Origin of the sequence: Sphingomonas sp. (assembly GCF_042091075.1) — a bacterium.
Lineage (GTDB): Bacteria > Pseudomonadota > Alphaproteobacteria > Sphingomonadales > Sphingomonadaceae > Sphingomonas.
The window spans coordinates 1-12,397 of the sequence record NZ_JBELIE010000094.1; the positions used below are offsets into that span (position 1 = coordinate 1).

Annotated in this window: 6 protein-coding genes; all 6 read left to right on the top strand. The window is 68.2% G+C overall.

Annotation, left to right across the window (positions count from 1 at the left end):
• The first annotated feature begins 381 nt into the window (after nt 1-381).
• On the top strand, nt 382-2,310 hold the full coding sequence (gene acs / locus ACFDSW_RS10500) for an acetate--CoA ligase (RefSeq protein ID WP_375250241.1): 1,929 nt from the start codon (nt 382-384) through the stop codon (nt 2,308-2,310).
• A 137-nt stretch (nt 2,311-2,447) separates the two neighbouring features.
• Nucleotides 2,448-4,826, top strand: coding sequence for a DUF3772 domain-containing protein (locus ACFDSW_RS10505; RefSeq protein WP_375250242.1), 2,379 nt, complete (start codon nt 2,448-2,450; stop codon nt 4,824-4,826).
• Between the two features lie 120 nt (nt 4,827-4,946).
• Nucleotides 4,947-7,052 carry a glycogen debranching protein GlgX gene (gene glgX / locus ACFDSW_RS10510; RefSeq protein WP_375250243.1) on the top strand — a complete coding sequence of 702 codons (2,106 nt, stop codon included), beginning with the start codon at nt 4,947-4,949 and terminating at the stop codon, nt 7,050-7,052.
• Nucleotides 7,049-8,737 (top strand): malto-oligosyltrehalose trehalohydrolase, encoded by a 1,689-nt coding sequence (gene treZ, locus ACFDSW_RS10515; protein ID WP_375250244.1) that lies wholly within the window; start codon nt 7,049-7,051, stop codon nt 8,735-8,737. The genes glgX and treZ overlap by 4 nt, the downstream gene beginning before the upstream one ends.
• A complete protein-coding gene (gene malQ / locus ACFDSW_RS10520; RefSeq protein ID WP_375250245.1) occupies nt 8,734-10,575 on the top strand; it encodes a 4-alpha-glucanotransferase in 1,842 nt (613 codons plus the stop codon). The genes treZ and malQ overlap by 4 nt, the downstream gene beginning before the upstream one ends.
• The coding region (treY, locus tag ACFDSW_RS10525) for a malto-oligosyltrehalose synthase (RefSeq protein WP_375250246.1) at nt 10,572-12,397 on the top strand (1,826 nt) is incomplete at its 3' end. The genes malQ and treY, both read left to right, overlap by 4 nt.

Sequence of the window (12,397 nt, forward strand, 5' to 3'; positions counted from 1 at the left end):
AGACCCGCAGACCACCGCCCACATGTCCCTTCATCAAATCACAATGTCAAAGAGCGGCAAAAACCGACGCCTTCACCCATCCCCTTTTTCTCGGGGCGGTTGCAAGCGCCTGATTTGCTCTGACTTCCGAAGCGCTCCGTGTCGGTGCGCCCCGTCGGTGAAGCGGCATATATGGGGGTCGTTCCGGGTGGTCAAGCGATTCGATGACAGTTTTTTGGCGGCACTGCATTTTTTCCGTCATCCCCGCGTCAACAGGCTGAAACGGGACGGGCGCAGCATCACGCGCTCCGCCGCCGCACCCCCCGCTGCGGTGTTCGCTGCGCCACCATGGCTTGACCCCTTCGGGTGGTCGTCTCACACCGCGCCGACGAAGGAGAGCGCATGACCGATCGAATCTATCCCGCCCCGGCCGGCGTCGCTGGCAGCATCGATGCGGCCGCTTATGAGGCAGCATGGCGCCGCTCGGTCGAGGACCCCGATGGCTATTGGCGTGACGAGGCGCAATGCCTCGACTGGATCACCCCCTTCACGCAGGTGAAGGACACGTCGTTCGACGAGAGCGACTTTCGGATCCGCTGGTTTGCCGACGGCGTGCTGAACGTCTCGGTCAATTGCGTCGACCGCCACCTCGCCGCGCGCGGCGAGCAGACCGCGATCATCTGGGAGGGTGACGAACCCGGTGAAACACGCCGGATCAGCTATCGCGAGTTGCATCGCGACATGTGCCGCTTCGCCAATGTGCTGAAATCCCTCGGGGTAAGGAAGGGCGACCGGATAACGCTGTATCTGCCGATGATCGCGGAGGCCGCTGCCGCGATGCTGGCGTGCACGCGGATCGGCGCGATCCATTCGATTGTCTTCGGCGGCTTCTCGCCGGACAGCCTCGCCAACCGCATCCAGGATTGCGATTCATCGATCGTGATCTGCGCCGACGAAGGCCGCCGCGGGGGCAAGCGCATTCCGTTGAAGGCGAACGTCGACAAGGCGCTGGCGCATTGTCCCGGCGTCCGTCACGTCGTGATGATCCGCCGCACCGGCGCCGACGTGCCGGTGACCGCGGGGCGCGACATCTGGCTGCACGAGGCGCTGGAACACGTCGGCGACGATTGCCCGCCCGAGCCGATGAACGCGGAGGACCCGCTGTTCATCCTCTACACCTCCGGATCGACCGGCAAGCCGAAGGGCGTGCTGCACACCACCGGCGGCTACCTGCTGTGGGTCGCCAAGACGTTTCGCGACGTGTTCGACTATCGCGACGGCGAGGTCTTCTGGTGCACCGCCGATATCGGCTGGGTCACCGGGCACAGTTATGTCGTCTATGGGCCGCTGGCCAATGGCGCGACGACCGTGATGTTCGACGGCGTCCCCCATTATCCCGATCACGGCCGGCTGTGGGAGACGATCGACCGGCTCGGCGTCAACATCTTCTATACCGCGCCGACCGCGATCCGTGCGCTGATGCGCGAAGGCGATCGCTGGGTCAGTCAACACAGCCGCGCGTCGCTGCGCCTGCTCGGCACCGTCGGCGAGCCGATCAATCCAGAGGCGTGGGGCTGGTATCATCGCATCGTCGGCGATGGCCGCTGCCCGATCGTCGATACCTGGTGGCAGACCGAAACCGGCGGCATGCTGATTTCCCCCCTGCCCTATGCCACCGACCTGAAGCCTGGATCGGCGACCAAACCGCTGCCGGGCGTACAGCCGCAGCTCGTCGATGCCGAGGGCGCGGTGCTCGATGGCGCCGCAGAAGGCAATCTGGTGCTGATCGACAGCTGGCCGGGGCAGATGCGCACCGTGTGGAATGACCATGAGCGCTTCTTTCAGACCTATTTCACCACCTATCCCGGCAAATATTTCACCGGCGACGGATGCCGCCGCGACGCGGACGGCTATTACTGGATCACCGGGCGGGTGGACGACGTGATCAACGTCAGCGGCCATCGCATGGGCACCGCCGAGGTGGAATCCGCGCTCGTCTCGCATGCGCGTGTCGCGGAAGCGGCGGTGGTCGGCATGCCGCACGAGGTGAAGGGCCAGGGCATCTATGCCTTCGTCACCCTGAATGCCGGTGAGGAGCCATCGGACGATCTGCGCGCCGAACTGCGCCAATGGGTACGCGAGGAAATCGGCCCGATCGCCACGCCGGATGCGCTGCAATTCGCGCCCGGCCTGCCGAAGACCCGCTCGGGCAAGATCATGCGGCGGATCCTGCGCAAGATCGCGGAGGATGACGTCGGCAACCTGGGCGACACGTCGACCCTGGCCGATCCGGGGGTGGTAGAGGTGCTGGTGGAAGAGCGTATCCGCTAGCCCGCATCGATCCATGCTGGTCTGCTTGCCGCCTTCCCCCGCGTCCCGGCGACGCCCACCCATGCTGGGACGGGCCAGCCGGCGGCGTGGGGGCGCCGCTATCGCCCCGCGCGCATCGATCGCCTAGGGCGCGTGGCATGATGCGGTGTCGTTCGTTCGTCCTCCTGCTGCGCTGCTGGATCGCGCTGCTGTCTTGCCTGGCCGCGCCGCTGGTACAGGCGCAGCCCTCGCCCGTCGGCGCGGCCTCGGCGCAACTGGTGCAGATCGAACGCGATCTGCACGGCGTCGACCGCGCGCTCGACGGCAAGGTCGACGATGACGCACGCGCGGAACTGCGCGATACCGCCCTGGCCGCGAGGGCATCCGCCACCAACGCGACCGCCACGCTGGCGGAACAACTTGCGCTCGTCGACGCGCGGCTGGCGGAGATCGGTGCCACGGCCGCGCCCGGCGAGGCGCCCGATATCCGCTCGGAACGTATCCGGCTGACACGACAGCATGCCATCCTCGATTCGGCGGTGAAGCGCGGCAAGCTGCTGGGCGTCGAGGCGCAGCAACTGATCGATGAGATCGCCGACAGCCAGGCGGAGCAGTTCGGGCAGCGTATCTCGGCGCGAGTGCCCTCCCCGCTCGCCCCAACCTTCTGGAGCGCGGTGCTGCACAACGCGCCGCGCGACCTGCGCCGCGTCTCCGCCTTCATCGCGCGCGGCGTCGACACGATCCGCGGCCACCCCCGAGCCGCGTGGCCATGGCCGGCGATCTTTGGCCTGTCGGTCGCCCTGCTGGCGCTGATCCCCGGGCGGGCCGCGGCGCAACGGCTGGGCCTCCGCTTCCTGATCGATGGCGCGCCGGGCCATCGCGTGCGGCGGTCCGCCAACGCCATGTGGCGCGTGCTGGTGGGGACGCTCGCCCCGCTGATTGCATCGAGCGCGCTGATCCAGGGAATGCGCTGGTCGCAGTTGCAGCCCGCCGGCTGGAGCGCGCTGTTCGATGCGTTCATCGTTGCCACCACTTATGCCGGCTTTACTGCCGCGGTGACGGGGGCGCTGCTGATGCGGCACCAGCCCACCTGGCGCGTCGCGCCCATTCCCGACGACGCCGCACAGCAATTGCGGCCGTTCACCTGGCTGCTGGCGGCGATCGCCTTCGTGACGATCCTGTGGGACTCCTTCAATGCCGCCGTCGGGGTCAGCGCGGCGGCGCTGAGCGCGACCCAGGCGGTGGAAACCGTGCTGCATCTCGGCATGCTGGCAGGGGCGCTGGTCGTCGTGGCGCGCCTGCGGGCCGCGCGCGCCGACGCGGCGGAGCTGGCGCCGACGCGGGCCGGGCTGGGCGCGACCGCGCTGTTCGCCTGGCTGATCGTCCTCGCCGCGTTGCTCGCGCTGCTGGCGGGCTATCTCGGGTTTGCCTTGTTCGTCGTCCAGTTGGTGGCGTGGACTGCGGTGCTGGGCAGCGCCGTCTTCCTGTTGATGGCGGCGGTCGATGACGTCACCGCGACCGTCTTCACGCGCGACAGCGCGGTCGGGCGCGGGCTCGCCCGGGCGCTGGGCGTGCGCGGCACCGTCGTCGATCAGTTCGGCATCCTGGCATCGGGCGTCATGCGGTTGGTGCTGGGGCTCGCCGCGCTGGGCCTGCTGTTCGCCCCGTTCGGCGCGGGCGGCGGCGTGGTGACGCTGTTCGGGCGCCTCGCCACGCTGGCGCAGGGGGTGCAGGTCGGCGGAATCGCGATATCGCCGGGGGCGATCCTGCGCAGCCTGTTGGTGCTGTTCGTCGGGCTCGCGCTGGTGCGCGGCTTCCTGCGCTGGCTGGATGGCAAATATCTTCCCGCCACCGATCTCGACGGATCAGGCCGCAATTCGGTCACGCTGGTGGCGCGCTACGTCGGAATCGCGCTGGCGACGATCTGGTCGCTGGCGTCGCTGGGGATCGGGATCGAGCGGATTGCGCTGCTGCTATCGGCGTTGTCGGTCGGCATCGGTTTCGGCTTGCAGGCGATCACGTCGAACTTTGTCTCCGGCCTGATCCTGCTGGCGGAGCGGCCGATCAAGATCGGCGACCTCGTGCGGATCGGACCCGACGAAGGTGATGTGAAGCGGATCAGCGTGCGTTCGACCGAGATCGAGCTGCCCGATCATTCGACGCTGATCGTGCCCAATTCCGAGTTGATCACCAAGACCGTCCACAACAAGACGCTCGCCAGCCCGTTGGGGCGGATCCAGATCCAGTTCTCTATCCCGATCGGTCAGGATGCTGATCACGCCTGCGACATCGTCACCGCGGCCTTTGCCGAGCATCAGGCGGTGCTCGACGCGCCGGCGCCGGCGGTATTCATCGATTCGATCGCGGACGGGCGCATTCTGTTCAACTGCTTCGCGCATGTCGACAACCCGCGCGCCGCCTACCGCGCGCGCAGCGAGTTGCTCGCGCACCTGCTGCGCCGTTTCCGGGAAGATGGCATCGAGCTGGGCACCGTGCCGCAGCGGCTGGAGATCGTGCCCGCCGCGCCGGAAACATAAGCCCCGGCTGAACACACCATCCACCCGTGCCGTCTCCGATCGAGCGAATTTTCCTGACCGCGCTGCGACGATCGATCCCGTCGCGAGTTGTGCGACCGCGAACATATAAAAGGGGTGCGAATGCTGAACGCTCTGCCGGACCGGCTCCAGCCCGGTTCGCCCTATCCGCTCGGCGCGACGTTCGACGGGCTGGGGGTGAATTTCGCGGTCTTCTCGGCCAACGCCGACCGGATCGAGCTTTGCCTGTTCGATCCGCAGGGCAAGCGCGAGCTGAGCCGGCTGACCCTGCCCGAATGCACCGACGAGGTGTGGCACGGCTACCTGCCCGATGCCGAGCCGGGTCTGGTCTACGGCTATCGCGCGCATGGCCGATACGAGCCCGAGGCGGGGCATCGCTTCAATCCCAACAAGCTGCTGCTCGATCCCTATGCACGCCGGCTGGAGGGGCAGATCAAATGGACCGATGCGCTGCACGGCTACCGCATCGGGCATCGCCGCGAGGATCTGTCGTTCGACAAGCGCGATAGCGCACCGGCCATGCCCAAGGCGGTGGTCGTCGACGATCACTGGGACTGGTCACGCGATCAGCGCCCGAACACACCCTGGTCAGAGACGGTGATCTATGAGGCGCACGTCAAGGGCCTGACCAAATTGATGGAGGAAGTGCCCGCGCGCGAACGCGGCAGCTATGCCGCGCTGGGCCACCCCGCCGTGATCCGCCATCTGAAGCGGATCGGCGTCACCGCGATCGAGCTGTTGCCGATCCAGACCTTCACGCAGGATCGCTTTCTCCAGGAAAAGGGCCTGCGCAATTACTGGGGATACAACACGCTCGGCTTCTTCGCCCCTGAACAGAGCTATATGTCGTCGGCGCATCAGGACGAGCTGCGCCGCGCGATCCACCGGCTGCACAAGGCGGGGATCGAGGTGATCCTCGACGTCGTCTACAACCACACGTGCGAGGGATCGGAGCGCGGGCCGACGCTGTCGTGGCGCGGGCTGGACAATGCCAGCTATTATCGGCTGGTCGAGGGCGACGCGCGCTACACGATCAACGACACGGGCACCGGCAACACGCTCAACATGAGCAAGGCGCGTGTCATCCAGATGGTGGCGGATTCGCTGCGTTACTGGGCCACCAGCTTTGGCGTCGACGGCTTTCGCTTCGATCTCGGGCTGACGCTGGGGCGTGAGGTGACCGGATTCGATCCGGGCGCGGCGTTCTTCGACGTGCTGCGGCAGGATCCCGTCCTGGGCCGGCTGAAGCTGATCGCCGAACCGTGGGACGTCGGCCCGGGCGGCTATCAACTCGGCAACTTTCCGCCGGGCTTCGCCGAGTGGAACGACAAATATCGCGATACGGTGCGCAAATACTGGCGCGGGGACCCGGCGCAGCGTGGAGATCTGGCGGCGCGGCTGGCGGGCTCGGGCGATCTGTTCGATCGTCGCTCGCGGCGCCCCTGGGCCAGCGTCAACCTGCTGGCGGCGCACGATGGTTTCACGCTGGCCGATACCGTGATGTACGAACAGCGCCATAACGAGGCGAACGGCGAGGACAATAACGACGGCCATTCGGAGAATTACGCGCGCAACTGGGGCGCGGAGGGCCCGACCGACGACCCGGCGATCAACGATGCGCGCGGGCGTGTGATGCGCTCGATGCTGACGACGCTGCTGGCCTCGCTCGGCACGCCGATGCTGGTCGCCGGCGACGAGTTCGGCCGCACGCAGGACGGCAACAACAACGCTTATTGTCAGGATAACCGGATCAGCTGGCTCGACTGGTCCGCGGCCGCGTCCGCGCACGGCCAGGCGCTGATCGATTTCACCGCGCGCCTGACCGAGCTACGCCGCCGCTTCGAACTGCTGCGCAGCCCGGTATTCCTCTATGGTCAGGACAAGGCCGGCGACGGCGTCGACGATATCGAATGGTGGGACGAGCGCGGCGAGCGCCTGTCGGCACAGGACTGGGACAATCCCGACGGCCGCGCGTTGATGATGCGTCGGGCCGCGCGGCGGCCGGATGGTGCGATCGAGGTCGTGTCGCTATTGCTCAACGCCTGCGCTGACCCGATCACCTTCGATCTGCCGCCGCCGCATGCCGATCGCATCGTGCTGATCGACAGCGGCAGGCCGGACCAGGGCGAGATCGCGATCAGCGATCGCTATGAGATGGCCCCGCAGAGCGCCGCGATCATCACCTGGCACAGCGGAACCGACGCATGACCTGGGGTCCGGAACGCCTGCACGACGGTAGCACCCGCTTCCGCCTGTGGGCGCCCGATGCCGATGCGGTATCGATCGAGCTGGACGGCGGCGCGACGACGACGCTGACCGCCGCGGCCGAAGGCTGGTACGAGACAGTGCTGCCCGCGCCTCCGGGCACCCGCTATCGCTTCCTTATCGGGGGCGAAGCGGTGCCAGACCCGGCATCCCGGCGGCAGGCGGGCGGCGTGCACGGCTGGAGCGTGGTGGTGGGCGATCATTACGCCTGGCGGCATGACGATTGGCGCGGCCGGCCATGGCACGAAACCGTCGCGATCGAGATGCATGCCGGGACGCTCGGCGGGTTCGCCGGGATCGCCGCGCGCCTTCCCGGCTGGGCCGATATCGGCATTACCGCGATCGAGCTGATGCCGGTCGCCGCCTTCGCCGGGGAGCGCGGCTGGGGCTATGACGGGGTACTCCCCTATGCGGTGCACGAGGCCTATGGATCGCCGGACGAGCTGCGCGCGCTGATTGATGCCGCGCACGGCGTGGGAATGTCGGTATTGCTGGACGTGGTCTATAACCATTTCGGTCCCGACGGAAATTACCTCGGCGGCTACGCCAGCGCGTTCTTCGATGCCGAGGTGCATACGCCCTGGGGCGGCGCAGTGGCGGTACGGCGGGAGCCGGTGGCGCGCTTCTTCATCGACAATGCGCTGATGTGGCTGCGCGACTATCGGATCGACGGCCTGCGTTTCGACGCGGTCCATGCCATCGCTGACCCTGCGTTCCTCGATCGGATGGCGACGGAATTGCGCGCCGCCTGTCCCGACCGGCACGTCCATCTCGTGCTGGAAAACGAGGACAATGATGCCCCCCGGCTGCGTCCCCATCATTATGACGCGCAATGGAACGACGATTTCCACAACGTGCTGCATGTCCTGCTGACCGGGGAGACGAGCGCCTATTACGCCGATTTCGCGGATCGCCCGGCGGAGCGGCTCGCGCGTTGCCTGGCGGAAGGCTTCATCTACCAGGGCGATCCCTCCCCCAATCACGATGGCGCTCCACGCGGTACGGTGAGCGGGCATCTGCCGCCGACCTCGTTCGTCTCGTTCCTGCAGAACCACGATCAGGTCGGCAATCGCGCGCTGGGGGAGCGGCTGCTGTCGCTGGCCGACCCGGCGAAGCTGCGCGCCGCCACCGCGCTGCTGCTGCTGTGCCCGCAGATCCCGTTGCTGTTCATGGGCGAGGAGGAAGGCAGCGACACGCCATTCCTGTTCTTCACCGATTTTCACGACGAGCTGGCCGACGCGGTGCGCAACGGCCGTCGGAAGGAATTCGCGAAGTTCGATGCCTTTGCCGACGAAGGCGCGCGCGCGGCGATCCCCGACCCCAACGACCAGACGACCTTCGAACGCTCGATCCCGCGGCCCGGCCCTGATGCGGATAGATGGCGCGCCCTCTATCGCGAGCTGATCGGCCTGCGCCGGGCGCACATCATCCCACGGCTCGCCGGCGCGGTCGCGATCGCGGCGGAGGCGACCGGCGAGGCGGCGGTCACCGCGCGCTGGCGTCTGGGCGACGGATGCATCCTGACGATCGCGATCGATCTGGCCGAAACCGCCGCCGCGCTGCCCGCCCCCGATGGCGATCCCTTGTTCACCTGTGACGGCCGCCTGATCGCCTGGATCGCCCAATGAGCGGGCCTCTACTGCGCGACTGGGTCGACGCGAGCGGCACGCCGCAGCGCGTCGACCCGGCGGTGATCGCCGCGATCGAGGCGCGTCTGGATACCCGCGCGCCCGACAGCCCCTTTCTGTCGGCGGATGCCGGCCGCCCGATCCCGCTGCCCCCCGGCGGCCACGGCCCCGTCGAACTGCTGTTTGAGGACGGTGCCCGCTCCACCCCGACCGTGGATCACGACGGCACGATCCCGGCCACCGATCGCATCGGTTATCACCAGCTGATCGTCGGCGATCGAGCCTATATGCTCGCGGTCGCGCCGCGCCGCTGCCCGGAGGTGCCGCGCCACGCCTGGGGAGTATCGCTGCAGATCCCTGCGTTGCGAGGCACTCCCGCCGCACCGTTCGGCGACGCGGGCACACTGGCGGAGACGGCAGCGGCGTTCGGCCACGCCGGCGCGCAGGCGATCGCGATCAGCCCCACACACGCGCTGTTCCCCGGTGCCTTGCATCGCATCAGCCCCTATTCGCCCTCGACCCGGCTGTTCCGCAACGTGCTGCTCGCCGATCCGACGCTGATCGGCGTGCCGGTCCCCCCGGCCTGCGGCGACGAGCTGATCGACTGGCCCGCCGCCGGGGCGCGACGATTGGAAGCGTTGCGCTCCGCCTATGCGCTCGCCGGAGATGCCGCCAAAGCGGCCGCGCAGGCATGGCGGCGGCAGCGCGGCGCGGAGCTGGAAGCCCATGCCCGCTTCGACGCGCTGCACGCGCGCTTCGGCGGTGAGGGCTGGCGCGACTGGCCGCTCCCTTATCAGGATGCGGGTGGAGAGGCGGTGATCCGCTTCGCCGCCGAAGCGGAGGGCGATATCGCCTTCTTCGCTTTCCTTCAGTGGCTCACCGATCTGTCGCTCGCCACCGCGCAGCGCGCCGCCAGGGATCGGATGCGGATCGGGCTGATCGCCGACCTCGCAGTGGGGATGACCGGCGACGGCAGCCACGCCTGGAGCGCGCCGGACGATCTGCTGGCGGGGCTGACGATCGGCGCGCCGCCCGATTCGCTCGGTCCCGACGGACAGAATTGGGGGATCACCGCGCTCGATCCCTTCGCGCTGGAACGCTCCGCATTCCGCCCCTTTATCGCGACCTTGCGCGCCGCCTTCGCGCATGCGGGTGGGCTGCGGATCGATCACGCGCTGGGGCTCGATCGCCTGTGGGTGATCCCGGAAGGCGCGGAGGCGACGCAGGGCGCCTATCTGACGATGCCAGCGGATCATCTGAAACGAATCGTCGCGATCGAGGCGCATCGCGCCCAGGCGATCGTCATCGCGGAGGATCTGGGCACGGTTCCGCCGGGGCTGCGCGACGGGCTGGCGGCACGGTGCATGCTGGGCATGCGCGTGCTGCCGTTCGAACGCGACGCCGACGGCGCGTTCGTTCCGCCACGCGACTGGGATGCGCAGGCGGTGGCGATGACCGGCACGCACGACACGCCGACCGTCGTCGGCTGGTGGCGGGGGCGCGATCTCGACTGGCGCGAGCGGCTCGGCGGCCGTCCCGACCGCATCGCGCGCGAGCGCGACAAGGCGGGGCTGTGGACGATGCTGGGCGAGGACGGACCGCCCCCCGCCGATGCCCCGCTCGATACGATCCTGTCTGCGGTCGCGGAGGCGCCCGCGCCGCTCGCGATCGTTCCGGTCGAGGATTTGCTCGGGCTGGAGGAGCAGCCCAATCTGCCGGGGACGGTCGACACACATCCCAATTGGCGTCGTCGCCTGCCGGGTGAGACCGGCGCGCTGCTCGCCCGCCGCGCGGTCGCGCGGCGAACCCAGATGCTCACCGCCCGGAGGCCAGGATGACCGGCACACGCCCGATCCGCGCGACCTATCGACTGCAATTCCACGCCGGCTTCACCTTCGCCGATGCCGAGGCGCTGGTCCCCTATTTCGAGCGGTTAGGGATCAGCCACGTCTACGCCTCTCCGGTCACCACCGCCGCGCCGGGATCGACGCATGGCTATGACGTGGTCGATCCAACGACGATCAACCCCGAACTGGGCGGCGAGCCCGCGTTTCGCTCGCTCGTCGCGGCGCTGCACGCGCACGACATGGGCATCGTCATCGATATCGTCCCCAATCACATGGGCGTCGCGACCGGCACCAACGCATGGTGGGAGGACGTGCTGACGCATGGCCGCGACAGCGCCTTTTCCACGGTGTTCGACATCGACTGGGGCGAGCCGATCGTGCTGCCCGTGCTCGGCACGCCGCTGGCGGAGGCGATCGAGCGGCAGGATCTGTCGATCGAGCGGCACGACAATCGCTGGCATGTCTGCGCTTATGGCGAGCATCGCTTTCCGCTACGCGACGCCGATCAGGACGCGCCCGACCGCGATCCCCTGCCCGAGGTGCTGGCCCGGCAGCATTACCGTCTGACATGGTGGCGCGCCGCGAACGACACACTCAACTGGCGGCGCTTCTTTTCGATCAATGAGCTTGCCGGGGTGCGGATCGAGGATCCGGCGGTCTTCGAGCGGACGCACGCGCTGATCCTGCGCCTTCACGACGAAGGGCTGATCGACGGGGTCCGCATCGACCATGTCGACGGGCTGAGCGATCCGGTCGGCTATACGCATCGATTGCGTCAGCGGCTCGGGCCCGATGCCTGGATCGTGGTCGAAAAGATCCTCGCGCCGGGCGAGCCGCAACCGCACGGCTGGGGCATTGACGGCACCAGCGGCTATGATGCGATGGAGCAGCTGTCGCTTCTCCTTCACGATCCCGCCGGCGAAGCGGCGCTGCGCGACAGCTGGCGCGTCCTCACCGGCGACACGCGCGACACCACCGCGATCGAGCTGGAGGCGCGGCAACAGCTGCTGGCGTGGCAGTTCACCGGGCAACTCGAACGGTGCGTCAGCGCGTTCGTGACGATCGCGCCCGACGGCGTGACGCCGGCGATGCTGCGCCGCGCGATCGAGCGGCTGTTATGGGTCTTTCCCGTCTATCGCACCTATGGCATCGGCACCGACGCACCGGAGAGCGATGCCGCCATCCGGGCGATCGTGCGCGACAGGGTGGCCGCGCTGATCCCGCCCGGCGAGGCGCCGGTGACCGATTTCGTGCTGGCCTGCCTCGCAGGGGATGGCCCGCGCGATGCGGCGGATGCGGTGCGTCGCCTTCAGCAACTTTCCGCCCCGATCGCGGCCAAGGCTTTGGAGGATACGGCCTTCTACCGGCACGCGCCGCTATTGTCGCGCAATGAGGTGGGTTCCGACTTCACGACGATCGGCATCGACATCGCGGCCTTTCATCAGCTGATGCAGGATCGCGCGCGCGATGTGCCGCAAGCGATGCTGACCACCGCCACGCACGATCACAAGCGTGGCGAGGATGCGCGCGCACGGCTGGCGGCGCTGACGGTCGATCCGGCCGCGTGGCACGATACCGCCGCCGCCTGGATGGAGCGGTACGGGGCGGAGGGCGTCGATCGGCGCGACCTTCATATGCTGCTCCAGACGCTCGTTGGCGCATGGCCCGCGGAAGGCGCGGACGCCGCTTTCGCCCAGCGCATCCGCGACTGGCAGGTGAAATCCCTCCGCGAGGGCAAGCAGCGCTCATCCTGGGAAGCGCCCGACGAGCACTACGAGGCCATGGCGGGGGCATTGGTCGACCGTTTGTGCGA

Coding starts and splice junctions, on each gene's coding strand:
- acs (WP_375250241.1), top strand. CDS start 382: ATGACCGATCGAATCTATCCCGCCCCGGCCGGCGTCGCTGGCAGCATC.
- ACFDSW_RS10505 (WP_375250242.1), top strand. CDS start 2,448: ATGATGCGGTGTCGTTCGTTCGTCCTCCTGCTGCGCTGCTGGATCGCG.
- glgX (WP_375250243.1), top strand. CDS start 4,947: ATGCTGAACGCTCTGCCGGACCGGCTCCAGCCCGGTTCGCCCTATCCG.
- treZ (WP_375250244.1), top strand. CDS start 7,049: ATGACCTGGGGTCCGGAACGCCTGCACGACGGTAGCACCCGCTTCCGC.
- malQ (WP_375250245.1), top strand. CDS start 8,734: ATGAGCGGGCCTCTACTGCGCGACTGGGTCGACGCGAGCGGCACGCCG.